We start from the raw sequence: 25828 nt of genomic DNA, 5'->3' as shown, positions 1-25828 counted from the left end.
TCTTCCCGCGCATTTTGGCCTTCGGAACCCTTTATCAAAGAATGCCCGCTGAAGCTCTCGCTCGTCGCCTTCCACCCCAGCTCGTCGGCGGCTGGGAAATGGGATTGCTTGCCCTGCTGGCGCTGATCTATCTCGGCGGCGCTGCCGTCAATCCGACGTTTTTCGGCTCGCCGGAGGCGTTCCATGCACTGCTTCGCGATACCTCGCGGGTCGCCATCATCGCCGTCGGAATGACCTTCGTCATCATCAACAAGGACCTCGACCTTTCGGTCGGTTCCATCTACGGCCTTGTGGCCGTCGTTTTTGCGAGGCTGTTCGCGCCAAGCTTCGCCGATCTCGGCATCGTCATGTCGGTGACCGTCTGCGTCCTTCTTGGGATGTTGATCGGCCTCGTCAACGGCGTGCTCGTTACCATCCTAAAAGTGCCGGCGTTCATCGCCACCTTGACCACGCTTCTGATCGGCCGCGGCTTCGTCCTCGCCCTGACGCACGGTCAGGCGATCTACTATCCAGGAAAAGCGAAGGAGGCCCCGCTCTTCTTCCATCTCGGCGAGACGAACGTCTTCGGCTTCAACAACCAGATCGCAATCTTCGCGGTCGTTGCCGTGATCGGCGCCTACGTGCTCGCCAACACTCGCTGGGGCTACGAAACCTTTGCGACGGGCGGCAACGAGCAGGCAGCAGTCTATGCTGGCATACCGACGAACTGGGTGCGCATCCGTGCCTATCTGCTCTCGTCGCTCTGTGCCGCCGTTGCCGGCCTCCTGTCGGCCGCTCAGGACAAGGGCGTGACCCCGCTTTACGGCGTCAGCGGCGAACTGACCGTCATCGCCGCGGTGATCATCGGCGGCGCTTCCATTCTCGGCGGTCGCGGCCGCGTCGCCGGGTCCTGCCTCGGCGCCACGCTGGTCGTTCTGCTGGACAAGGTGCTGCGCGAGGGTTTGCCGATCACGCGCACCATCAAGATCGGCGAGGAGGAGGTGACGGTCAACGCCGTCTACTCCCTGCCAGTGGGCGCGGTGCCGGTCTTCCTCGGACTGCTGCTTGTCATCGCAGTGCTGATCGAACCCTATCTCATCCGCCGCCAGGTCGCGGCGCGCCTCTGGGCATGGCTGCGCGGCAGGCCGCCGCCGCCGGCCTTCGAGATCGGCGGCGTCGCACTCGAGGGCGTGGTGACCAAGGGTGCGATGGCGACCGACATCGCATTGTCGGCGACCGGGTTCGGCAAGTTCCTCGCCCGGCGCGATGCCCTCGCCGTCATCCTGACAGTGGTGCTGTGGCTCACGGGTCTTTTCCTCAGGCCGGATTACTGGTGGAACCTGTCCAACACTTTCGCGATCCTGCTCAACTATACGGAACTGGCGCTGATCACGGTCGGGCTTACCTACGTCATCGCGGCCGGCGATATCGACCTCTCCGTCGGAGCCGTCCTGGCGCTCGCCGGCAGCGCGGCGGCCTATTTCCTGAAGGTCCTGGGTACCGACCCCGTCACCGCTATCGCGATGGGCCTGCTTGCGGGAATGCTTGCCGGCCTCGTCAATGCCGTCGTCGCCGTTGGCTTGAAACTGCCGGCCTTCATCGCAACGCTTGGCATGTTCTACATCGCCCGCGGCCTCGCGGCCTGGTTCGTCGCCGGGCAGCAGCTTACCGGCTGGCCGGAGGGCTACAATTTGCTCGGCCGCAAGGTGAATGACATCCTCCTTCACTTCAGCATCGTGCTTCCGGATGGCATCCTCAGAACACTGGCCGAGGTGGTCAGCGTGCAGACCATCTGGATGATCTTCGTCGCCGTGATTGCCGGCGTCGTGCTCGCCTACACGCCGTTCGGGCAAAAGGTCTATGCAACCGGCGGCAACATCCGCGCCGCCGCCTATGCCGGCATCAACACCAACCGGGCGCGCTTCATCTCGCTCATGCTGGCGGCGTTCTGCGCGACGATGGCCGGGATCATCAACGTCGCCTATTTCCGAAGCTTCAACCCCGTTGCAGGCCAGTTCCGCGAACTCGACGCCATCGCGTCGGTGATCATCGGCGGCGGGTCGATCTTCGGCGGCTACGGCACCATGCTGGGTTCTCTGGCCGGTGCAGCCGTGATCACACTGGTTAGGGCGCTCCTGCAGCTCAATGTCCAGGGCTTCAGCATGCCGCAGCATTGGATCAATGTCTTCATCGGCGTCATCCTCATTGTCGCGGTGCTGATCGACATCTGGGTGCGCCAGGCCAATATCTTCGGTCGCCTGCGAGCCCGCCTCGCGCGAGGCGCACGAACCCGGGAAACCATTCATGCCTGATGCTGCGTTGCCTCAACCGATCGTGGAAATGCGAAGCATCGAAAAAACCTTCGGTGCCGTTCAGGCGCTTCGGAAAGTCGATCTGGTGCTCTATCCCGGAGAGATCCTTGGACTGGTCGGCGACAACTCAGCCGGCAAGTCGACGCTCATGAAGATCCTGACCGGCGCCTATCAGCGCGACGCCGGCGAAATCCTCGTCGCCGGTCAACCGGTGCACTTCAAGAGTCCGCATGAGAGCCGCGATGCGGGTATCGAGATGATCTACCAGGATTTCGCTCTTTGCGGAAACATGGATGTCGGCCAGAACATCTTTCTCGGCCGCTGGCCGCGCAAAGGCCCTTTTGTCAATCGCCGCAAGATGTACGCGGAAGCCGATAGCGTGCTGAAGCGGCTCAAGGTGGACGTGAACTCCGTTTTCCAGAAGGTCGAGAGCCTGTCGGGCGGTCGCCAGCAATCCGTGGCGATCGCCCGCGCGATTTCGTTCGAGCCACGCGTCGTGATCCTCGACGAACCGACCGCCAATCTCTCGGTGATGGCGACCGCGCGGCTCCTCGAGACCATGCTGGAACTGAAAAGGCAGGGTGTTGCCCAGATCATCATCTCGCATCGGCTGGTCGACATTTTCGCCGTAGGCGACCGTGTCATGGTGCTCAAGCGCGGCGAGAATGTCGGCGACCGTCATGTCAGGAACACCGACGAGCACGAGGTCCTTGAGATCATCGTCTCCGGCACGCGGGAGCAGGCGCTTACGGCCGATCAAGCGAGGGCGGTCTGACCACCGAGGCATTGACCCCGGGGTTTATCGCCTCTGCCGGGGGTCGGCTGAACCAAAATTCGTCGGCTTGACAACGGCCATGGCCTGCGCGACCCAACCGGAATGGGACGGGCTGCGAAACATGGTTGCTGTGGCTAAACTGTTGATCGTCAACTCGCCGCTGCGCTCCTTTTGTGCAAAAAGGACAAGGCGGTGACAAGGCCGCGCTCGCGGCGCGGCGGCGGCCGCCCGACCATCGCCGACGTGGCGCGCAAGGCGGGCGTGGGCGCCATCACCGTGTCGCGTGCGCTGCGCGAGCCTGGGCGGGTTTCGGAAGATCTGCGCCGGCAGATACAGGTCGCCGTCGACGAGCTCGGCTACATCCCGGACCCCAATGCGCGCGCATTGGCCTCGGCGCGCGCGGAGGTCTTCGGCGTGCTGGTGCCGTCGCTCACCAACAATGTCTTTGCCGAAGTGGTGCGCGGCATCTATGACAGTCTTTCGGACAGCCCTTTCCGCATCCAGATGGGCAATACCCACTATTCGGGCCTGGAAGAGGAGCGGCTGCTGCAGCTGTTCGCCTCGCAGCGCCCGGCGGCGCTTATCGTCGCCGGCATCGACCAGACGCCGCAGTCGCGAAAGTTGCTGGAGACGGCCGGCTGCCCGGTGGTGCAAGTGATGGAAACCGGACACGATCCGGTCGATATGCTGGTCGGCTTCTCGCATTTCGACGGTGGTCGCGCTGCCACCGAGCACCTGATCGAGGCAGGTTATCGGCGCATCGGTTTCATCGGCGCGCGCATGGACCCGCGCTCGCAGCGGCGCCTTGCCGGCTATCGCGCGGCCATGGAGTCGGCCGGCCTGTTCGATCCCCGCCTGGTCACCACCACGCCGCTACTGTCCAGCGTGACGCTCGGCCGAGAGCTTTTGCGCGATGCTCTGGCCAAGATGCCGTCGCTCGACGGCGTCTTCTGCAACAATGACGATATCGCGCTGGGAGTCTTGTTCGAATGTCGCCGCGCCGCCATCGCGGTACCGAAGGCCATCGGCATCGTGGGCTTCAACGACCTCGACATGATGCAGGCGGCGTTCCCGTCGGTCACCAGCGTTCGCACGCATCGTTATGAAATCGGACGGCAGGCAGTGGCGATGGCGCTGGCGGCGATTGCGGGCCGGAGACCCCAGCAGAGGGTTGTCGATCTCGGTTTCGAGCTCATTCGCCGCGAGAGCACCGCACGTTGAAACACGCAAAGACGACTGTGCAAATGCCGGTTTACTACCTTGCATGGTAGCGCTACCATCTTCTGCGTCGAGCAATAAGATGGCAGACGCGAGGCGCTGTTTATTATACATAAGCAAACAGTCCGTACTTGTTTATTATGTATAATATGATAGTTTGCTGAATTGCCCTCAGGCGAGGCAAGAGGAGGCAGCGGGCGGCAAAGGTCGGCCGGCAGGCGATTGGATGCGGCAGGAGGTGCCGGCCAAAACGCCAGGACTTAATCAACAAGCAGAACTGCAACTGGGAGGAATACTGATGATCAAGTCACTTGTTGGCGGTGTGGTTGCCGCCACTGCATTTGTCATGCTGAGCTCGTCGGCGATCGCCGATCCGGAAATCGTCAAAGGGCCGTCGGCCGAGCCCGACTGCTTCGCGCCCTGGGCGGCCGACACACAATTCTTCAAATATCCGAAGAAGGAAGGGCCCTATCGTATCGCGCTCGCGAACGGCTATATCGCCAATACCTGGCGCATCCAGATGATCCAGACGGCCAAAGCCTATGCCGCGCAGCCGGACGTCGCCAAGAAGCTGAAGGAATTCAAGGTGGTATCGACCGGCGAGGATGTGCCGGCGCAGATCTCGGCGATCAATAACTTCATCGACTCCGGCTTCGACGCGATCGTCGTCAACGCCCAGAACCCGACCGCGTTCGGGCCCGTGATCAAGCGCGCCAAGGAAGCCGGTGTCATCCTGGTTGCCTTCGACAACATCCTCGACACCAAGGACGCCATCAACGTCAATGTCGACCAGAAGGGGCTCGGCGAATTGTGGGGCAAATGGCTGGTCTCGCACGTTCCGAACGGCGGCAAAGTGCTTGAGGTGCGCGGTGTCGCGGGTACCTCCGTCGATACCGACCGGCACAATGGCATTCACGAGGTTCTCAACGCGTCGGGCAAGAAATGGGACGTCACCGAGGTCGTCGGCAAGTGGGACGACGGCGTGGCGCAGAAAGCCACGGCCGACGCGATCGCCACCAGCGGACCGTTCGACGGCATCACAGGGCAAGGCGGCGATACCGGCATCGTGCAGGCGATGATCGACGCCAAGCATCCGTTCGTGCCGTTCGGCGGCGAGACGGAAAACGGCTTCCGCAAATTCTGCGCGGCGCATGCGGCGGACGGGCTGAAATGTTCGTCGGCCGGTACCGGCCCGGCGCAGGTTGCCGTTGCGATCAAGACGGCGATTGCCGCGCTCGAAGGCAATGTCGTGCCGCAGTCGGTCAAGCTGCCTTTGGCCATCGTCGAGGATCCGAATTTCAAGGCCGGGCAGGACTACTTCCCCGATCAGTCCGACAATTTCTTCGTCGGCAATTCCTTCCCGACCTGCGGCATCAATTTCACCGCGCAGGAGATCATGGGCCAGACCAAGGAAAACAAATAGTCTGACGGACCGGCGTCGCGGAAGCCGCGGCGCCGGCCGCTTGATGCCAATCACGAACTGGCCTGGGGAGGGCTGATGAACGGCGCGGCTCCGCTCTTCCGCATGGAAGGCATATCCAAGCGCTATGGCGGCGTGCGCGCCCTGGAAAAGGCCGATCTCACCGTCACGGCCGGCAGCATCCACGCCATTCTCGGTGAGAACGGCGCCGGCAAATCGACTTTGATCAAGGTCATGGCCGGTGTCGTCGCGCCGGATGAAGGTACCATGACCCTGGACGGCCGCGAGGTGACATTTGCTTCGCCCGCCGCGGCAAACCAGGCCGGCATCGTCTGCATCTTCCAGGAGCTGTCGCTCATTCCGGAGCTGAGCGTCGCCGACAACATCGTCATATCCGACCCGCCGAAACGCTTCGGCATGATCGATCGCAAGGCGCAACGGCGCCTCGCGGAACAGGCGCTTGCCCGCGCCGGTGCCGCCGATATTCACCCCCTGGCGCTGATCAAGGACCTGCCGCTCTCGCGACGACAGATGGTCGAGATCGCCAAGGCGTTGGCCAGGAAGCCGCGCATCCTGATCCTCGACGAAGCGACGTCGGCGCTGACCGCCGCCGATGTCGCGAAGGTCTTCGAGGTGCTGAAGCGGTTGCGCCAGGAAGGGCTGGCGCTGCTCTATATCTCCCACCGAATGAACGAGATCTCCGAGCTTGCCGACCAGTGCACGGTGTTTCGCAACGGCCGCAATGTTGCCAGCTATCGGGCTGGATCGAAGAGCGACAACGAAGTCGTCGAGCTGATGATCGGCCGGGAATACAGCCACATCTTTCCGCCGAAGCCGACCAGGCCCCAGACGGTTGCGGCTCCTGTGCTGGAGGTGCGCAACCTGTCCTGGAGCGATAGGCTGGACAATATCTCGCTCTCGGTTGCGGCCGGCGAGGTGGTAGGATTGGGCGGGCTCGACGGCCAGGGTCAGCGTGAGCTGCTGCTGGCGTTCTTCGGCGTTCTGCGAGGTCTTTCCGGGCAGATCCTGGTCGACGGCAAGAAGGTTTCGATTGCCAGCCCGGCAGCCGCCAGCGATGACCGTATCGGCATGGCGCTGATCCCGGAAGACCGCAAGACGGAAGGGCTGATGCTGCCGATGACGGTGCGCGAGAACCTTTCCTTCGCAGCACTAGACAGGCTGTCCAAGGCCAGCGTCATCGACCGTGCCGCCGAGCAGCGGCTGATCGATGACATGGTTGAATTACTGGCCATCAAGACGGCGGGGCTCGATATCCCTGTCGGGGCGCTGTCCGGCGGCAACCAGCAGAAGGTGGTGATCGCCAAATGGCTGATGCGGCAGCCGCGCATCATTCTGCTCAACGATCCGACGCGCGGCATCGATGTCGGCACCAAGCAGGAGCTCTATCAGCTGATGCGTAAGCTCGCCGACGCCGGCGCCGCGATATTGTTTTATTCGACCGACTATGACGAGCTGATCGGCTGCTGCGACCGCGTGCTCGTGCTTTATGACGGCGCCATCAAGCGCGAGCTGGTTGGCGCCGATATCACCGAGCACGCGCTGATCGCCAGCGCGCTGAATATCCACGGCGGCAGCGGGCGGGCAGAACAAGGAGAGGGCGCGTGAAGGATTGGCGCTATTGGCTGGCCGAACAGCGCGGAACGCTGCTGGCGTTCGCCATCTTCATCGTCATGTTCGCGATCTACAGCGGCAATCATCCAGCCGGCTTCACGGCCAATGTCGTGCAGACGGCGGCGAACAAGGGCGTTCTGCTTGCCTTCGTGGCGATGGCGCAAACGCTGGTTGTGATCACCGCCGGCATCGATCTCTCGGTCGGCATGATCTTCACGCTGACCAATTGCATGGCTTCCTGGCTCGTCATCGGCACGGGTCTCGAGACGGCGTTCGGATTGGTGGCTGTGCTTGGCACCGGGCTCGTCTGCGGGGCAATCAACGGCGCCATCGTGATCTACGGGCGCCTGCAGCCGATCGTCGCTACGATAGCCACGGGCGCCGTCTATTTCGGTCTCGCGCTGCTTTTGCGACCGGTTCCCGGCGGATCGGTCAACGAGGACGTCGCCGATTTCCTGACAGGGCGCTTCTTCGGCGTCGTGCCGGCAAGCCTGATGGCGCTGTTCGTCGTCGTGCTTGTCGTGTGGATGCCGTTCCGCCGCTCCGAGCTCGGCCGCGCCGCTTACGCTGCGGGCTCGTCCGAAACGGCAGCCTATATGTCGGGTGTGCCGATCCGCAGGGGCAAGTTCCTTGCCTACACGCTGGCCGGACTGCTTGCCGCGATTGGCGGCCTGTTCCTCACCTTCTTTACCTATACGGGCGAGGCTGCCTATGCGAGCGGCAATACCTACACGTTGTTCTCGATCGCGGCAGTTGTGCTCGGCGGCGTCTCGCTGTTCGGGGGCAAAGGCAGCGCTATTGGCGCGATCTTCGGAGCGCTCGCCTTCCGCACCATCGGCGACCTGCTGTTCGTCTTCGATTTCGACCCGCTCTGGCAGCCGCTGTTCCAGGGCATCATCCTGTTGATCGCGGTCAGCCTCGGCGCCTTCGCGCTGTTTCGGGTGCGCAACCGGCTGGAGTGGTTCCTGTGAGCGAAACGACGCTTGGCGGCATCGCCAGCCGCATGCCGAAATTCATCCGCCGCGCCGATCCGGCGGTGGCGACCGCCTTTGCCTGCATCGTTATCCTGCTTCTGCTAGGTAGCCTCTATTCGCGCAGTTTTCTCTCGCCGGAATATCTCCTGCAGCAGCTGAAGGTCGCGTCATTCCTCGGCGTGATCGCCACTGGCATGATGCTGGTAATCCTGCTCGGCCAGATCGACCTTTCCGTGCCGTGGTCGGTGGCGACCGGCGCGATGATGGCCTGTGCCGCTGCAGCCTACGGTCCGGTCGGCGTCGCGCTCGCCATCCCGTTCGGCGTCCTGTGCGGGGTCGCGATCGGCATCGTCAACGGCGTCGGCGTGGCTTATTTGCGCATTCCCTCGATGATCATCACTCTAGCCACCAACGCCGTCGCGCAAGGGCTGATGGTGGTCTATACGGGCGGGTTCTCGCCGCAGGATTCGGCGACAGCGGCGATGCGCTACCTTGCGACCGGCTTCACCATTCCGGGGGTGCCGAACGCGGTGATCATCTGGGCGCTGATAGGGGCGGCAATGGTTTTCGTGCTGACCCGCACCTCCTTCGGCCGCGTCGTTTACGGCATCGGTAACCGTGAGCGCGCCGCCTATCTTTCCGGAATCGACACGCGCCGCGTGGTGCTGATTGCCTTTGCCGTCTCCGGCGGGCTCTCGGCCTTCGGGGGCGTCCTGCTCGCGGGCTACGCATCGAAGGCGGCGCAGTCGATGGGCGACGCCTATCTGTTGCCGTCGATCGCCGCCGTGGTGCTGGGCGGCACTTCGATCCTCGGCGGCCGCGGCTCATATCTTGGCACCGTCGCCGGCGTGATCCTGATCACGCTGCTGCAATCGATCCTGTCGGTCATGCAGATGCCGGAGGCGGGGCGGCAGATCATTTACGGCGTCGTGATCGTGGCCATGCTTTTGCTCTATGGCCGTGCGCCGGCAAGCCGCTGACTGTGGATGAAGGATCGTAAGGTCACAGCCGTCGGAGGTTTCCATTGAACGACATCCGGTCAGCGCCGGCCATAGTCGTGATGGGGGTCGCCGGCTGCGGCAAGACGGTGATGGGCGAAGCGCTGGCCGAGGCGCTGGGCGCGGTCTTCATCGAGGGCGACCGGTTGCATCCGCCGAAAAACGTGGCGCGCATGGCGCGCGGCGAGCCGCTGACGGATGCGTTGCGCGAGGGTTGGCTCGATGCCATCGGCGAGCGCATCGCAGCCTCGGTCGGCGAGGGACACAAGCCGGTGGCGGCCTGTTCGGCGCTGAAGCGCAGCTACCGGAACCGGCTGCTCAGCTTTTGCCCGGGCATCGTCTTCCTCTATCTGAAGATCGATCGCGAGACTGCCCGGCGACGGGTGTCGGGGCGCAAAGGCCATTTCATGCCGGCGAGTCTGGTCGACAGCCAGTTCGCGACCCTGGAAGAACCGGAGCCGGACGAACCGGCAGTGACGGCGGATGGCGCGCGGAGCGTCGCGGCCATCCTTAAGCAAGCACTGAGCTCAAGCCCCTCGAGCTGACCAGGTTCAGGCGACGCACTTTTCAGTCTTCGTTCTGATGCATGTCGTTGACCCAAAACTGCTGCGCGTCTGGGGGAAATGCATTATGCGGCGTCGGCGCCGATCGCGGCTTGATCCTGCTGTCCGGTGAGCCGGTTGGCGCTGGACCAGGCCATCATCTGCTCGGGATGCAGTTTGACCGCTTCCAGCAGTCGGTCGCGCTTGAGCAGGATATAGGCCGCTTGCAGAACGAGGTTCTTTGCCGCCACGTCCTTTGCCGGCCGGGATGCAGGCTGGACAGCGTTGGGCTTCAGTTCGGGACTGACGATCGCCCGGTATTCGCGAAAGGGCACTGTCTCCAGGGTCGACATGCCAAACAGCGCAGCGCCGGCGCGCGCCGCAAAATTCGCCGGCGCCGAGGCGAGGTGGGTCCAGCCACGCTCGCCCATGGCGCTCTCGGTGAAGGTAGATCCCGCGTGGATGGTGTTGGTCATCAGCACGACTCCGTTCTCCTTCAGCGTCTTCTGGATGCGCGCCGTAACCTGGTAGGCTTCGGCGCGCTCAAAGACGATGCGGCTCTTCAGAAACCGGTTTTCGACCTCGACCAGCGGCTTGTTGATCACATGCAGGCCGAATTTGCTTTCCGAAAAGCCGTGGAAGTTGACGCTCACCTGGTGCGCTTCGATGCCGGCTTCGAAGAGGGCGCGCTTGCCCATGATGGTCTGGGCGACGAACTGATCGCACCAGACGATGGCGCCGCGGCCGCGCTGCAAGGCCTCGCGCAAGCCGTCGATGCCTTCCAGCCGGATCGCCGGCGACCAGCGCCTGCCAGGCGCCAGATGAGCGGCAAGCATCAGACGGCGGCGATGCGCGGCGGCGAGATGTCCCCTGAAAAGGCTTCGCGTGTCGGCATCATCGCCAAGCACCGCTTTGATCGCCACGTCATACCGCGCGAAATCCTTGCGAAAATGACGCTTGCGTCGAAGCGTCGAAACCCAATCGCAGATCGGCGCCCACCAGGCCACCGGCAGCACCGCCGCCACCCCGAGATAGAACATGGATAGCAGGCTTTCGCGCAGATCCTTGTTGGAGACGCTGCGCAACTTGCCGGGGCGGAGGAGCTTGCGGCTGAAGAAGCGGACGGTCTCGCCGCGCTCCGGCACTGCAACGTCGGCGATGATCTCGGTATGATAGATGCTGGCGGATGACGGTTGCCGGTTGGCCCTGCGGGACTTGCCAAGCCGAGGCAGCCTCATGCGTTAGATACCCCCAAACCTTGATCCATCCGTCAGCCGATTTACAGCGTCTGTCGCGGACAGACAACCAACGGCGAGACGGCGCGGCTGAGCGGTCAGATCTGCGACGTGAGTTCGACCGGGAAATCGTCGTTGTCGGCGTCGCGCATGGCGGCGAGGCTGCGGTTGTCGAGCACCTCGGCGATCGCCTGGCGCACTTCCAGCATCATGTGGCGGACCTGGCACGTCGCCTCGTCGCAGTCCTCGCAGCGCTGATATTGCGTGCGGCTGGCGCAAGGGATCGGCGCCAGCGGCCCGTCGAGCACGCGCACGACATGGCCGATCTTGATCTCGGAAGCGGGCCTGGCGAGGCGATAGCCGCCTTCCTTGCCCTTGCGGCTCTGGACGAAGCCGGCATTGCGCAATTCGCCCAGAATGGCGTCCAGGAACTTCTTCGGGATGTTGTTTGCGACCGCTATGTCGTTGACGAATGCAAGCTGGCCAGCCGGCAGGCCGGAAAGATGCACGAGGGCCTTGAGGCCGTATTTGCCTTTTTTGGTCAGCATGCCCGATTCAGTTTATCAAACCCCAATCGCCTGCATCTGGCGGTTGTTTGTGTGCAAATCATGACAGTTTGGCCGCGCTACGCGGCTTGGCACAACAATTCGTCGACACAGGTTAGGCACAAACGCGTTGATTCTTCGTAATGTTTTTCACATTGGCCGCGTTGATTTCGCCGGCAAAGTGATGCCGGCTCCAGATTGAAAAAAGCCGGCGATGCCGACGGCGATGACGGCTTTCCACTTCTTTTGATTGTAAGCGCTACCGGCTGCCATAGGCCTGATCGAGCAAGCCGCCTGCCGCGAAATGCTCTTTCTGCACCCTATCCCAGCCGCCGAAGATCTCGTCTACCGTCAACAGGCGCACGTCGGGAAACTCGGCTTTGTATTTGGCGGCCACTGCTGCGTCGCGGGCCCGCAGGCCGTTGCGGGCGGCAATGTCCTGGCCCTCGGGCGAATAGAGGAATTCGAGATAGGTCTTGGCGAGATCGCGGCTACCGTGCTCGTCGGCGATCTTATCGACGATCGCCACCGGGAATTCGGCCAGCAGGCTGACTGAAGGCGTGACCTGCTCGAACTTGTCGTCGCCATATTCCCTGCGGATGCCGCGCGTTTCGGATTCGAAGGTGATCAGCACGTCGCCGATCTCGCGCTGCACGAAGGTGGTGGTGGCGGCGCGGCCGCCGGTGTCGAAGATCGGCACGTTGGCAAACAGCTTGGCGATGAACTCCTTCACCTTGGCGTCGTCGCCCTTGAAGGCTTCCTTCGCGTAAGCGGTGGCAGCGAGATAGGTATAGCGGGCATTGCCTGATGTCTTCGGGTTGGGGAAGATCACCTGCACGTCGTCACGCACCAGATCGTTCCAGTCCTTGATGTGCTTGGGATTGCCGGCACGAACAAGGAAGGACGGCAGCGAATAGAAAGGCGATGCGTTGTCTGGGAAATCCTTCTGCCAGTCCGCGGAGATCAGACCCCTCTTGACCAGGAAATCGACGTCGGTGACCTGGTTGAAGGTGACGACGTCGGCTGCCAAACCTTCCGCGATGGCACGAGCCTGCGCCGAGGTTCCGGCGTGGGACTGATCGACGGTCACGCCGGGATGCTCAGCGATGAAAGCCTTGTTGATGTCGGCAAACAATTCGCGGCCGACGTCGTAGGAGGCATTGAGCAGCTTGTCGGCCGACCAGGCTTGGGAGGACGCGAGGACGACGAAGCCGGCAAGCGTGGCAATACCCAGCAATAAGCGCTTCATGAAAACGGTCCTCCTCCAGACAATCAGAACTATGGTGTGACCATAAAAAGGAAAGCCTGGCTGCGCGAGGCACGCGGCCCGGGGGACGCACGAGCAGCGGGAAAATCTCCCGCCCGAACAGCCGCTTGGTAGGATTTTCTTCCAACCTGATTCATCGCGGCTCCTCTACCGGGCGCCTGGACGTGGCAGGCGGCAAATAGGTCAGGAGGCCGGGAAAAGCTTCCAGCGCCTCGGCCTGAAAGCGACCCGGCTCTTCTGTGCCGCCGGATGGTCGACCGGCAGCTCGATCTCGACGCGCTGACGCTCGCCGCCGATCTCGAGCTCGACCCGCCTTGTGCCGGCGACGCGGCGGCTGGCGGCGACCGTCCCGGCAATGCAGCCGCTGCAGCCGTCGAGCAGCTCGACATCGTGCGGACGAAAGTAGAGCAGGGCCTCTCCCGACGGCGCATGCGGCGCCTGCAGGCCGACCGGTCGGTCGGCGAGCCAGATCTCGCCATTGTCGACCTTGACCGGCAGCGAGCTCGATTCGCCGATGAAGCTGTAGACGAAAGGCGAGTTCGGCGTGTCGTAGATCTCGTCGGCCGAGCCGACCTGCTCGATGCGACCTTGGCTCATGACGACAACGCGGTCGGCGAGTTCGAGCGCCTCCTCCTGGTCGTGGGTAACGAAGACGGTGGTGTGGCCGGTGGCGTCGTGGATTTCGCGCAGCCAGCGGCGCAGCTCGCGGCGCACCTGCGCGTCAAGCGCGCCGAACGGCTCGTCGAGCAAAAGCACCTTGGGCTCGATGGCCATGGCGCGGGCGAGCGCGACGCGCTGGCGCTGGCCGCCGGAAAGCTGCGCCGGATAGCGCTTTTCCAGCCCCGACAGCTGGACGAGGTCGAGGAGTTCCGAAGCGCGGCGGCGGATCTCCTGCGCCGAGGGACGCGCGGCGCCGTGCCGGACCTTGAGGCCGAAGCCGATATTGTCGGCAACCGTCATGTGTCGGAACAGAGCGTAATGCTGGAACACGAAGCCGACATTGCGCTCCTGGATCGACTTCTGCGAAGCATCCTCTTGGCCGAAGAAGATGGCGCCCTTGGTGGGCCGCTCCAGGCCGGCGATCAGGCGGAGCAGCGTCGTCTTGCCGGAACCGGATGGCCCGAGCAGCGCGATAAGCTCGCCCGACCTGATGTCGAGCGAAACGTCGTGGAGCGCCGGAAACCGCTCGAACTCCTTGCGCACGTTGACAACGCGAACTTCCATACAGATCCCTCAATCAGTTGATGCATGCTACGCGGTTTCGGGCGGCATGCATCTAATGTCCGCGCGTCGCGGCAATCTCGGCGCCGTAGCGCATCTCCAGAAGTGTTTTCAAGACCAGCGTCACCAAAGCCAGGCCGGCAAGCAGCGAGGCGACCGCGAAGGCCCCGACGGCGTTATACTCATTGTAGAGAATTTCCACATGCAGCGGCATGGTGTTGGTGAGGCCGCGAATGTGACCTGAGACCACCGACACGGCGCCGAACTCGCCCATGGCGCGCGCGTTGCAGAGTAGCACGCCGTAGAGCAGGCCCCATTTGACGTTGGGCAGCGTCACATACCAGAAGGCCTGCCAGCCATTGGCGCCGAGTGACAGGGCCGCCTCCTCGTCGCCATTGCCCTGTTCCTGCATCAGCGGGATCAGCTCGCGGGCGACAAAGGGGAAAGTGACGAAGATGGTTGCGAGCACAATGCCCGGCACGGCGAACAGGATGACGATGCCATGCGCCTTCAGCCACGCGCCGAGCAGGCCTTGCGCCCCGAAGAGGAGCACATAAACCAGGCCGGAAATGACGGGCGACACCGAGAACGGCAGGTCGATGAGGGTGGTCAGAAAGGCCTTGCCCTTGAACTCGAACTTGGCGATCGCCCAGGCAGCCGAGATGCCGAAAATGAGGTTGAGCGGCACCGAGATCGCCGCCACCAGCAGCGTCAGGCGGATCGCCGAGCGCGTGTCGGGGCTGGCAAGCGCCTCCGTGTAGGCGCCGATGCCTTTGCTAAGCGCCTCGTGGAAGACAACGATCAGCGGCAGAAGCAGGAAGACGGCGAGGAAGGCGAAGGCTATTCCCATCGCCACCCAGCGCACCGGCCGGCTTTCGGTCACCGCGGCCGACTGGCTTTCGTGATGCGGTTCGTAGGATTTGATCTCGGGATCAGCCATAGCGCTTGCGGCTCCATGTCTGGACGAGGTTGACGACCAAAAGCATCACGAAGGACAGCGCCAGCATGATCGCGGCGATCGCGGTCGCCGCCTCGTAATTGTATTCCTCGAGCCGGATGACGATGAGGAGCGGCGCGATCTCCGACTTGAAGGGCAGGTTGCCGGCGATGAAGATGACCGAGCCGTATTCGCCGACACCGCGCGCGAAGGCGAGCGAGAAGCCGGTGACGATGGCCGGCGCCAGTCCCGGGAAGAGCACACGAGTGATGGTCTGGAAGCGGTTGGCGCCAAGCGTGGCGGCAGCTTCCTCGACCTCCCTGTCGAGCTCCTCCATGATTGGCTGGACGGTGCGCACCACGAAGGGTAGGCCGATGAACACCAAGGCGATGACGATGCCGAGCGGGGTGTAGGCGACCTTTATGCCGAGCGGCATCAGAAGCTGGCCGATCCAGCCATTCGGCGCATAGAGTGTGGTGAGCGCGATACCGGCGACTGCGGTGGGCAAGGCGAAGGGCAGGTCGACCATCGCATCGGCGATGCGTCGGCCGGGGAAGCGGTAGCGGACCAGCACCCAGGCGACGATGGTGCCGAAGACGACGTTGACCGCGGCGGCCAGGAAGGCGGTGCCGAAGCTGATCTTCAGCGCATTGAGAGTGCGCCGGTCGACGGCGATCGCCCAGAAGTCGGTCCAGCCGAGCGCGGCCGAACGCCAGACCAGCCCCGAAAGCGGAATGAGGATGATGAGCGTGAGGTAGGCAAGCGAGAAGCCGAGCGTCAATCCGAAGCCCGGAATGACACTCGGCTGTCTGAACCGCCACCCCGCCTTGGCGGGTGCTGTGTTCATGCTGTTCTGGATCGTCCCTTCTTACTCAGACCAGAGTGCCCTTCGCCTCGGCTCGGGCACTCGTACAATAGACCCAATCAGGTTTCATCCGGCCTATGGCCGCCATGCTTCATTGGGCGGGCTTGTAAATCTGGTCGAATATACCACCGTCGCCGAAATGATAAGGCTGCGCCTTCTTCCAACCGCCGAATTGCGGATCGTCGATGGTGACAAGCTTGATTGCTGGGAGCTTGGCGAGATCCTCGGCAGGCACCAGGTCGGGCTTGGCCGGACGATAGTGGTTCTTGGCGATGATGGTCTGAGCTTCCTTCGAATAGAGCCAGCTCAGATAAGCCTCGGCGACCTTGCGGGTGCCCTTGGCGTCGACATTGCCGTCGACGACGGCGACCGGCGGCTCGGCCAGGATGGAGGTCGGCGGGTAGACGATGTCGAAATTGTCGGCGCCGAATTCATCAAGCGCGAGATAGGCTTCGTTCTCCCAGGCGATCAGCACGTCGCCCAGCCCCTTCTGCGCAAAGGTCACGGTCGAGCCGCGGGCACCGGTATCGAGGACCGGGACATTCGCATAGAGCTTGCCAACGAACTCCTTGGTCTTGGCTTCGTCATTGCCGTCATTGGCATTGGCATAAGCCCAGGCGGCGAGGTAGTTCCAGCGCGCGCCGCCCGAGGTCTTGGGGTTCGGCGTGATTACCTGGACGCCGTCCTTCACCAGATCGCTCCAGTCATGGATGCCCTTGGGATTGCCCTTGCGCACCAGGAAGATGATGGTCGAGGTGTAGGGGGCCGAGTTGTTCTCGAACTTCGTGCGCCAGTCCGGATTGATCTTTTTCGTCTTCGCGGCAATGGCGTTGATGTCGCCTTCGAGCGCCAGCGTCACGACATCGGCGTCGAGACCGTCGATGACGGCTCGCGCTTGGGCGCCGGATCCGCCATGCGACTGTTGGATGGTAACGGTTTCTCCGGTCTCCGCCTTCCAGTGCGCGGTGAAGGCCTCGTCATAGGCTTTGTAGAGCTCACGTGTCGGGTCGTAGGACACATTCAGAATGGTCGTATCGGCAAAAGCGAAACCGAGCGAGCCGAACTGGACAGATGTGGCGACCAGCGCGCCGAGCAGTTTCCCGAAATGAGGGTTGGTCATTTCCGCCTCCGTTGAACGGCCCGAACTCTAGCGAATTTATAGAAATTAGATGCACTCAATGTTGCCTTTTTCATCTCCTTGCAGCAATTTTTCGCCGAGGGGCGGCCAGTCGAGGAAATATCTTCCTCACTTGCCAGCAGCGTGGTTCCTCGTCAGCGGGCCTAATTAGAACCGGCCGCGATCCGGGCAAGTCCTGTGCCCTAGTCGGCGGTCACCGGAAAATCGAAGCGCTGCTTTGGGAACGGCTCGTCGGCGAGGGTGAAATGCCACCATTCCCGCGCATAGTTGCGGAAGCCGGCGGCGCGCATGGCCGAAAGCAGCATCGTGCGGTTTGCCGTCGCTTGGAGGGGCAGCGGGCGGTGGGCCGTCTCGCTCGCCGAATCGAAACAGTCGAATCCGGTGCCGAAGTCGAGCGTGCGGGCGTCAGTCGCGCCGCAAGCGGAATGAGCCGGGCTTGTCTTGTCAAGCTCAGCGACGGCGAGGTCAACGGTCGAGCCCCGCGAGTGGCTGGACAGTTCGCCGACATAGCCCTCGGCGATGAGGTCGCCGCGCTCGACCTTCGGATACCATTGCGGATCGGGCGGGCCGCCTTGCCTTGTCCATCTGACCATGTCGGCGACGGCGCGTGCCGGGCGGTAACAGTCGAAGACGATCAGCGTGAGGCCCTCGGCCGTCATTGCTTTCTGGACGACGGACAGCGCCTTCGCCGCCGGCGCGGTCAGGATGCAGACCGGCGCTTCGTAGCCGTCGACCTCGCGCTGCAGGAAGTTTCCCAGCCCGGCATAGCGAATGTCCTGGCGAATGGTCGGATCGACATCGGCGAGCCGGACGAATCCGGCGGGCAGGGGGTCGGCGTGGGCGGAGAAGGCAGCCAGGAGAGCCAATGCGGGAGGATAATAGCTGCTCCCCGCTGAAGGACGGGTGCGCTTCGCAATAAGCCTCGAGAGAAGTGCCTTTCGACCCTTGAAAGGCGCAACGCGCCGAATCGCTTGCCGGATTCTATTCAACGAAAACCTTCACGCTGGCCGCGCGCCCGGCGGCGTCGATAACGGTGAGCGTCGAATAGCCGGTGCCGTCGGGCTGCCACGTCGCGGTGCGGCGGCGGTCGATGCCGGCGAGCGGCTTGCCGTTGGCAAGCCAGCGGAACGGCGCGCGCCCGCCTTGCAGCTTCAGCACAAGCGGCGAAGCGTCCGCCGAATTGGTGCCGAGGTCGACGCGAGCCCCGTCCGGCGGGAAGACGATGGTGGGCGCCGGCTCGGTCGGCGTTGCCTGCACCAGCCCGTCGGAGCCGGCGCCGAAGCGGGCGAGCGTCACCGGCAATTCTTCGCGTTTGGGATTGAAGAGACCCGGCGGCCGGCCGGGCAGCGGCACGCTGGCCAAACCCGAGCGGACAAAGCCTTCGAAGAGAATGGGCGCGGCCGAAACATAGCCGGAGAGGCCAGGTACCGGGCCGGCGTCGGCACGGCCGACCCAGACGCCAAGCACATAGCGGCCGTCGAAGCCAACCGACCAGGCATCGCGATAGCCGTAAGATGTGCCGGTCTTGTAGGCGATGCCGCGCTGGGCCGCACCTTCGGGCGGCTTCACGCCGGACAGGATGTCGTCGATCTGCCAGGCGGCCTGGTCGTCGAGGATAGTGGCGGTGATGCGCTCGGCATCGGCGGGCTCGGTGCCGTCATGCAGCGCGTGCATCTTGCCGCCATTGGCGAGGCCGGTATACAGCTGCACCAGGTCGCGCAAAGTCACCCCGGCGCCGCCGAGGCCGATCGCCAGCCCGGGCGCCTCGTTGAGCGGCAGGACCAGGTTGACGCCGGCCTGGCGGAAGCGCGCCGTGAGCCGTGCGGGACCAACCGCGTCCAGCACCCGGATCGCCGGCACGTTGAGCGACAGCTGCAGCGCCTGCCTGATGCTGACGTCGCCTTGGTAGCCCATGTCGAAATTCTTCGGCCGGTAGCCGCCAAAGTCGGCGGGGGCGTCCTCGATGATCGTCTCCTGCGCCACTAGGCCTTGCTCGAAGGCAAGCCCATAGATGAACGGCTTCAGCGTCGAGCCGGGCGAGCGCACTACTTTGGTCATGTCGATCCAGCCGGATCGGCTGGCGTCGAAGAAATCGGCTGAGCCAACTTCGCCAAGAATGTCGCCGGTGCGGGCATCGGCCATCACCATGGCGACGGAAAGCTTTGGGCCGAGCTTCCTGGCGGCCTCTTTCGCCACCTGCTCCAGCCCTTGCTGAACACTGCGGCGGATGGTGAGTTGCAGCGGCTTGCCGGGTTCAGCCTTGGGCAGCATGGCGTAGGAAGCATGCGCTGCCAATGCCGGCAGCTTGCGGCGCAGGCCGGAGACGTCGTCGAGCGCGGCGCGCGCTGCCTCTCGTTCGTTGAGCAGACCGGCCGAGACCATGCGGGTGAGCACGCGGTCGCGCGCGGCATGCGCGATGTCGAGATTGCGGTCTGGCCGGCGCTTTTCCGGCAACTGCGGCAGCGCGACCAAAAGTGCTGCTTCCGATACGGTCAGCCGCTTCGGCTCCTTGCCGAAATAGGCGAGCGAGGCGGCGCGCACACCTTCCAGGTTGCCGCCATAGGGCGCCAGCGTCAGGTAGCGCTCGAGGATTTCGCGCTTGGACAAACGCCGCTCGATCTGGATGGCGCGCAGGATTTGCCTGGCCTTGGAGGCGAGGCTGCGGCTGTCGCGCGGCTCGATCAGACGGGCAAGCTGCATCGAGAGCGTCGAGCCGCCGGAAACGATGTGGCCGCTGGTGGCGAACTGCCCGGCGGCGCGACAAAGCGCCAGCATGTCGACGCCGCGGTGGTCCCAGAAGCGCTTGTCTTCATAAGCGACCAGCATGTCGACGAACTGCTTGTCGACCTGGTCGAGCCGGGTCCCAAGCCGCCAGTAGCCGTCCGGCGTCGCGAAGGCGCGCAAGAGTTCGCCGTCGCGGTCCTGCACTTCGGTGGAGACCGTCAGCGGCGCCGGGAGCGGCGGCGGGAAGGCGCGGTCGAGCTGCCAGAGAGCGGCGACGGAAAGGGCAAGACAGGCGGCGGAGGAAGCTGCCGTTATGGCAGCGCGGCGCAAAAATCTTTTGGAAAGCATGGTGCTGCCCCTCACCCTGACCCTCTTCCCGTGAAAGACGGGGAGAGGGGGGCGTCAGCGCTGGAGCTTGTCCCTTCTCCCCGTCTTTCACGGGAAGAAGGTGCCGGAAGGCGGATGAGGGGCAGCGCTATCGCCATGTTTGTGATCGCCAGCGTCGGAATACTTACTCCGCCTTGACCTCCACCATGCCGGAGGCGGTGCGGGCCGAATATTGCGGCCGGTACATGTCCTCCACCGTCGCCGCCGGATGGGCATAGGTGCCGGGCCTCACGGCGCGCACGACATAGGCCAGCGTGATGTTGCGGTCGCCGTCGCCTTCGTTGGGATTGAAGGCGGCGACGAAGCGGTCGTCGCGGAACTCCAGATGCGCGGCGTCGGTCTGCGCCAGCCAGGAGAAGTTCGACAACTGAGCGCTGGACACCAGGCTCGGATTGTCTATCTCGAAGCCGGCCGGCAACAGATCGGTGATCAGCAGGCGCGAGGGCCATTTGTTCTGCTCATAGACCTTGAGCACGACCACATAGCGTTCGTTCTGCCTGGCCTCGGTGATGTTGGCCTCGGTGCCGTCGAGCCTGTAGTAGGTACGATCGATGGTGAAGCCGTCGCCGCCGGCCGGCAGCGGCTCGACGGGTGCGGCCACCGCGGTGACCACCGCCTGCAGCGCCGTCGTGCCGGTGTTGGCGATGGCGAGCGGGCTGTCGACAAGGTCGTTGCCGGCAACCCGATCGGAATAGCCGCCGGTATGCGGCGCGCCGTTGACGGAAAGCGTGATCGAATTGTTGCCTTCCTTCAGCGCCCTTGCCGCAAGGAGCATCCAGGATTCGTCCTGCGTGCTCGTCCAGCGGGCGTCGGCGCGTTCACGCGCCACCAGCCTGATCAGCTGCGGCACGATGCTCGGCACCGGCTTCGATTCCGCGGCCAGCGCAAGCATCGCCGCGCCGTCACGCAGGGGCGAGCCATAATCGGAGCGATAATAGTCGTATTCGGTGCTTGCCTGTGCCAGCCGCAAGGCCGTCTGGAAAGTCGCCTCCGAACGCTGGGTGTCGCCATAGAGCGCCAGGCTCGCGGCCAGTTGGGCGACAGCCATCGGGCTCGAGAAGGACTCGAGCTGCGTGTCCGAATAGTAGCGCAGATCGCCGATCGAGGCGTTCTTGTTGCGGGCGAGCACATAGAGCGCGTAGGCGATCTCGCTGCCGCGATCCTGGACGTCCTGGTCATAACCAAGCGAGTTCTGCAGGTTGTTCAGCGCCTGGTTCATCGCCTGAGCCGGCACGTCGTATTTCTGCTCGCGTGCCCGGGTCAGGAACTCCGTGACATAAGCATCGAGCCAGAGATCGCCGGACCCCGGGCCCCAGAGGCCGAAGCTGCCGCTTGATGCCTGGTAGCTCAGCACCTTGTAGACGGCATCTTGGATGCGCCCATGCAGGTCCGGATCCCTCTCCATGCCGATGCTTTTGGCCATGTCGTTGACATAGAGCAGCGGCAAGGCGCGGCTGGTTGTCTGTTCGGCGCAGCCATAGGGGTAGCGATCGAGCGTCATCAAAAGCGAAGGGACGTCGAAGGCGGCTGCCTGCGAGACGCCGATGCTGACCGAAGCACCGTCGAGCACGCTTGCGGCGAGCAGCTCCTTGTCGACGCGCAAGGCTCCGCCATTGGGCTTCAGGTCGACCACCATGCGGTTGGTGACCGGGAGCTGCGCCGGGCGCACCGGCAGGTAGAGCGTCTGCTCGACCTCCGTTCCGCCGGTATGCGCGAGCTTGACGGTGATCGAAGCGTCGCCCGCCGTCTGCGCGATCAGCGGAAATGAGAGCGCTTGCCGCTTGCCCTGGCTAAGCGTCAGCTTCTCGGGCAGGGGCTTGTCGCCGGTCGAGAGATCGCCGGTCGTGGTGACCGACAGCTTGTAGTCGCCGGCAGGGCCGTCGGTGTCGGCGATGTCGAGACGCATGGTCGCGGCATCGCCAGGCGCCAGGAAGCGCGGCAGGCCGGCGGTGATCACCACCGGATCGCGCACGATGACGTCGGTTTGAGCATGGCCGACGGCCTCTTTGGTCCAGGCGACGGCCATGACGCGCACGGTGCCGTTGAACTGCGGGATGTCGAAATCGATCCGCGCCTTGCCGTTGGCATCGAGCTCGACCGGGCCGGAGAAGAAGGCGACCAGCTTCTCGGTCGGCGGGCTGCCCTGCGACTGCATGTTGGCGCCGTCGCCGCCGGTCCGCAATTTGCCGGTGGTGCCGAGCGAACCGTCGATCAGGCGGCCATAAAGGTCGCGGATTTCCAGACCCAGCATGCGCTGGCCGAAGAACCAGTCCTCCGGATCGGGCGCCTTGTAGTTGGTGAGATTGAGGATGCCGACATCGACGGCCGCGACCATCACATAGGCCTTGCTGCCGGCTTGCGCGCCGCTGACGGCGACCGGGATCGACAGCTGCTGGCGCGGGGCCGTCTTTTCAGGCGGCGTAAGCGCAACAGTGAGCTTCTTCGAACCCGGATCGACGGTCAGCCATTTGACGCCGATTGCGCGGGCCGGCATGCGCGATACCTGCGCATCGCCGGGCCGGAACAAAGTCGCCGTGACATAGGCGCCGGCTCCCCAGTCGTCGCCGACCGGGATGTCGACGGTGCTGCCGCCGGTCGGCACCGAAGCGGTGACGGTCTTCAACAACTTCTCGGCGCCGATGGTGACCAGGAGTTCGCCGGCAAAATGCGGCGACACCTTGAGCTTGGCCACCTCGCCGGCGGCGTAAGTGTCCTTGTCGAGAGCGATCTCCAGGCCGTCCGGTGTTTCGGTGGTGGTGGAGGCGACGTACCAGCCGGCGTCGAACTCATAGCTGGTCGCCGGGCCATCGGGGTCGGCCCTCTCGACCTCGAGCCGGTAGCGGCCCCAGTCGACAGGAAGCGACACGGTCGCCTCGCCGTCGGCTTTCAGGTCGATCTGGCCGTTGGCGACGGCCTTGGTGAGGTTCACCGCTTCATAGTCCCAGGAATTGTTCGAACGGTACCACTGGTAATTGCGCTCGACCTTGACCAGCGACCACTGCGCGCCCTTCAGCTCCTCGCGTTTGCCGTTCGAATCGACGGCGATGATGCTGAATTTCGCCGTTCCGCCTTGCGGCACCTCGCCGCCTTCGAAATCCGGGCGGATGCCGATCATCTCCTTTTCCGGATGGACGGCGATGTCGAGCGAGCGCTCGACGGCACGGCCGCCGGCTTCGCGCATGCGGACTGTGACCTTGGCGTTGATCAGCTTGGTGGTGGAGGGCAGTTGGTCGATCGAGACCGGGAAGGTCGCCTTGCCGTCGCCGCCGACGAGGGGAAGGTTGGCCAAAGGCCTCACCGAAGGTTCGGCCGACTGCTCGTCGGCGAGACCGAAGGTGAAGTCCTTAAACCGATCCCAGCTGTCCGTGGTCGACAGCGTCATCTCGCCTTCAAGCGCGAGGCCGGCGGCCGGCGCGCCATAGAGGAAGCGGCCGTGGACGCTGACATTGGCGGTCTCGCCCTGCGCGATTTCCTTCTTGTCGGCCGTCAAGTCGAACTCGATGCGATCCGGCACGAAGTCTTCGACCAGGAACATATGGCTGGCGACCGGTGCCTGCTTGGGATCGGTGTAGATCGACACCGACCAGGTGCCGCGCATGGCGTTAGGCTCGAGCGACAGATCGACGGCATGGGCGCCGGCGGAAGCGCCGTCGCTGACGATACGGCGGTTCTCGACGCCATCGGGTCGGGTGAAGATGAAGGTCAGCGGCAGGTTCTCGATCGCCTTGGCGGCGCCGTCGCGCGCAAGGGCGGCGACATGGACGTCTTCGCCGGCGCGGTAGATGCCGCGCTCGGTCCAGGCATAGACGTCGAGCGCGCCGGGCGCGGCACGCCCGGCAACGCCGCGGTCCGACAGATCGAAACCGGCGCGGCCCATGTCGAGGAAGACGAAGTCGTTGTCGCCCTGCTTGGCCATCAGCACCGCCGGCACCATGCCGCCTTCGCCGCGCGTCAGGCCGGGGTTGAAAACGGCATGGCCCTCGGCGTCGGACGTCGCCGTGCCGAGGATTTCATTGTTCTTGGCAAGCAGCGTCAGTTCGGCGCCGGCAATCGGCTTGGCAGAGCCCAGCGAGCGGGCAAAGACGTTGAGACCGTCCTGGCCGGTATAAGTGGACAGACCGATGTCGGAAACGACGAACCACTGGGTGGCGCGCGAACCATAATCGTCGCTCTTGTCGTCGACCGGCTGGGCGGTCAGCACATAGACGCCGGGCTTGCGCTGCGGGATCGCTTCGTCGACCGGGAAGGAGGTGGTGACCTCCTTGTTGAGGTCGTTGGCGATGTCGAGCGTGCCTTCCCAGACCGGCTCGCCCATCTGGTCGGAAATGGTGGAAATGTCGTAGCCGTCGAGCTGATGCAGGAACTGGTAGCCGGACAGAAGCTGCGCCAGCGATCGGTCGCCGATGCGGTAGAGCTTCATCTTGGCGGCGCTCATGTTGACGGTGACGACCGGAATGCCGCGGCGGGCGCCGGCCGGCAGCACGAAGCTGTCGCCGGTGAAGCGGGCGGACGGGGCGCGGTCCTGGACATAGATCGACAGCACGACCGGGGCGGCAATCGTCTCGCCGATCGCGGCCGGCAGACCGGCGCGGAAGGTCACGTCATAGTGCTGGCCATGTTCAAGCCCTTCGACGCAGATCTGCTTGTCCTTGGCTTCGACAGCCTTGGGAGCGGCATTGTCGACGGTGACGAACTGCGAATAGTCGACGCCGGTCTTCACCAAGTCCTCGGAGAACTGGGCGCAGATGCGCGGCGAAGAGGAATCGGCATCGACGGAATGGTCGATGACGCGGAAACCCTTGCGTGCCTTGAGGTCGGCGTAGTCGGCCTGCACGGCTGGCGAGTTCACCAGCGCAAGGCTCGCCTCATAGGCCTGAATGGCCGGCCGGAAAAGGTCGCGCTTGTCGAGGCCGGCGGCAAGCAGCGCCAGCGCCTCGGCGCGGGTCTTTGCCGTGCGCACCAGCTTATAGGCGTTGAAGGCCGCCGAGGTGACGTTTGCCGGCAGGGTAGAGGGTTCGGAGGTGTTGGAAGCCGGCTGCACGCCGAGCGTCTCGCGCGCCAGCGCCAGCCAGAGCGCGCCGTCGTCGGGCAGGACAGACAGCGCCGCCTGGTATTTCTGCATGGCCAGGCGATGGTCGCCGGTCAGCGCTGCCTGCTCGGCCGCGGCTTGAAGTGCGGCCAGCCCTTCGGTCGGCTTGTCATAGGCCGGATCGGTCAGCTTGTTGCGGAACTGCTGGGCCTGATCGGCCATCCAGTTGGGGAAGAAGGCAAGTGGAGGCGGCGCGCCGATATCGGGGTCGCCATCGACGTTTGCGACTTTGCCGGCGACGGCGCCGCTGAAGGGTTTCAGCTGATTGTAGTCGGATTTGAGAAAGCACCATTTGGCCTTGGTGTTGTAGGTGAAGGCGCGGCAGGCGGGATCGCCGAGGCATGTGGTCTTGCATTGGTCGAGGCTGACATTCTGGTCGGACCTGAGGTCGAAACCGAAATAGTCGGAATTGTCAGTCGTCACGATTCGCCGGGCTTCGGCCGCTTGCGCGGCCCCGCTCAAGGCAAAGAACAGAAGAATGAGGAACGAGAAACCACGAGCCGCGCGCATTGCCATATCACCCTCCCGACATTGCAGCGTCCGGGCATGATCAAGCATCAAACAGGCTTG

The 25828-nt window shown here is 64.0% G+C and carries 18 protein-coding genes; 8 read left to right on the top strand and 10 right to left on the bottom strand.

The window, feature by feature from the left end; genetic code table 11:
• Positions 1–41 precede the first annotated feature (41 nt).
• The 8 genes from P9228_RS09985 to P9228_RS09950 all read left to right on the top strand — a co-directional run bounded on the left by P9228_RS09985 (position 42) and on the right by P9228_RS09950 (position 9853).
• Positions 42–2291: an ABC transporter permease gene (locus P9228_RS09985; protein ID WP_278053243.1), complete on the top strand. Its 2250-nt coding sequence runs from the start codon at positions 42–44 to the stop codon at positions 2289–2291.
• On the top strand, positions 2284–3066 hold the full coding sequence (locus tag P9228_RS09980) for an ATP-binding cassette domain-containing protein (protein ID WP_278053242.1): 783 nt from the start codon (positions 2284–2286) through the stop codon (positions 3064–3066). The genes P9228_RS09985 and P9228_RS09980 overlap by 8 nt, the downstream gene beginning before the upstream one ends.
• 192 nt (positions 3067–3258) lie before the next feature.
• Entirely contained in the window at positions 3259–4287 is a 1029-nt protein-coding gene (locus P9228_RS09975) for a LacI family DNA-binding transcriptional regulator (RefSeq protein WP_067328901.1), read from the top strand.
• A gap of 295 nt (positions 4288–4582) precedes the next feature.
• On the top strand, positions 4583–5707 hold the full coding sequence (locus tag P9228_RS09970; protein ID WP_066990529.1) for a sugar ABC transporter substrate-binding protein: 1125 nt from the start codon (positions 4583–4585) through the stop codon (positions 5705–5707).
• Positions 5708–5782: 75 nt separating this feature from the next.
• Entirely contained in the window at positions 5783–7330 is a 1548-nt protein-coding gene (locus P9228_RS09965; RefSeq protein ID WP_067328905.1) for a sugar ABC transporter ATP-binding protein, read from the top strand.
• On the top strand, positions 7327–8307 hold the full coding sequence (locus tag P9228_RS09960) for an ABC transporter permease (RefSeq protein ID WP_278053240.1): 981 nt from the start codon (positions 7327–7329) through the stop codon (positions 8305–8307). Before P9228_RS09965 ends, P9228_RS09960 begins: the two co-directional genes overlap by 4 nt.
• Positions 8304–9290, top strand: a complete 987-nt coding sequence (locus P9228_RS09955) for an ABC transporter permease (RefSeq protein ID WP_095802329.1) — start codon at positions 8304–8306, stop codon at positions 9288–9290. Before P9228_RS09960 ends, P9228_RS09955 begins: the two co-directional genes overlap by 4 nt.
• A gap of 80 nt (positions 9291–9370) precedes the next feature.
• On the top strand, positions 9371–9853 hold the full coding sequence (locus tag P9228_RS09950; protein ID WP_082954084.1) for a gluconokinase: 483 nt from the start codon (positions 9371–9373) through the stop codon (positions 9851–9853).
• A gap of 83 nt (positions 9854–9936) precedes the next feature.
• On the opposite strand, the gene P9228_RS09945 is transcribed toward P9228_RS09950, so the two are convergent.
• The 10 genes from P9228_RS09945 to P9228_RS09900 all read right to left on the bottom strand — a co-directional run bounded on the left by P9228_RS09945 (position 9937) and on the right by P9228_RS09900 (position 25774).
• Complete coding sequence (locus tag P9228_RS09945) at positions 9937–11088, bottom strand: hypothetical protein (protein WP_067328911.1); 1152 nt, start codon at positions 11086–11088, stop codon at positions 9937–9939.
• Positions 11089–11183: 95 nt separating this feature from the next.
• Positions 11184–11633 carry an Rrf2 family transcriptional regulator gene (locus tag P9228_RS09940; RefSeq protein WP_013530871.1) on the bottom strand — a complete coding sequence of 150 codons (450 nt, stop codon included), beginning with the start codon at positions 11631–11633 and terminating at the stop codon, positions 11184–11186.
• Positions 11634–11889: 256 nt separating this feature from the next.
• The gene (locus P9228_RS09935; protein WP_095824962.1) at positions 11890–12879 is read right to left on the bottom strand and encodes a sulfate ABC transporter substrate-binding protein; all 990 of its coding nucleotides are present in this window, start codon (positions 12877–12879) and stop codon (positions 11890–11892) included.
• 201 nt (positions 12880–13080) lie between these two features.
• Positions 13081–14121 (bottom strand): sulfate/molybdate ABC transporter ATP-binding protein, encoded by a 1041-nt coding sequence (locus P9228_RS09930; protein ID WP_278053233.1) that lies wholly within the window; start codon positions 14119–14121, stop codon positions 13081–13083.
• Positions 14122–14173: 52 nt separating this feature from the next.
• On the bottom strand, positions 14174–15058 hold the full coding sequence (cysW, locus tag P9228_RS09925; protein WP_067328919.1) for a sulfate ABC transporter permease subunit CysW: 885 nt from the start codon (positions 15056–15058) through the stop codon (positions 14174–14176).
• Positions 15051–15902, bottom strand: a complete 852-nt coding sequence (gene cysT / locus P9228_RS09920; protein ID WP_066990552.1) for a sulfate ABC transporter permease subunit CysT — start codon at positions 15900–15902, stop codon at positions 15051–15053. Before cysT ends, cysW begins: the two co-directional genes overlap by 8 nt.
• Before the next feature lie 109 nt (positions 15903–16011).
• On the bottom strand, positions 16012–17040 hold the full coding sequence (locus tag P9228_RS09915; RefSeq protein WP_127214004.1) for a sulfate ABC transporter substrate-binding protein: 1029 nt from the start codon (positions 17038–17040) through the stop codon (positions 16012–16014).
• Between the two features lie 200 nt (positions 17041–17240).
• Positions 17241–17924 (bottom strand): M15 family metallopeptidase, encoded by a 684-nt coding sequence (locus P9228_RS09910; protein ID WP_278053230.1) that lies wholly within the window; start codon positions 17922–17924, stop codon positions 17241–17243.
• Positions 17925–18039: 115 nt separating this feature from the next.
• On the bottom strand, positions 18040–20130 hold the full coding sequence (pbpC, locus tag P9228_RS09905) for a penicillin-binding protein 1C (protein ID WP_278053229.1): 2091 nt from the start codon (positions 20128–20130) through the stop codon (positions 18040–18042).
• Between the two features lie 163 nt (positions 20131–20293).
• The gene (locus P9228_RS09900) at positions 20294–25774 is read right to left on the bottom strand and encodes an alpha-2-macroglobulin family protein (RefSeq protein ID WP_278053227.1); all 5481 of its coding nucleotides are present in this window, start codon (positions 25772–25774) and stop codon (positions 20294–20296) included.
• Positions 25775–25828 lie beyond the last annotated feature (54 nt).

It is taken from the genome of Mesorhizobium sp. WSM4898 (assembly GCF_029625845.1).
In the GTDB taxonomy this organism is placed as follows: Bacteria; Pseudomonadota; Alphaproteobacteria; order Rhizobiales; family Rhizobiaceae; genus Mesorhizobium.
This window is presented reverse-complemented; position numbering and strand designations above follow the sequence as displayed.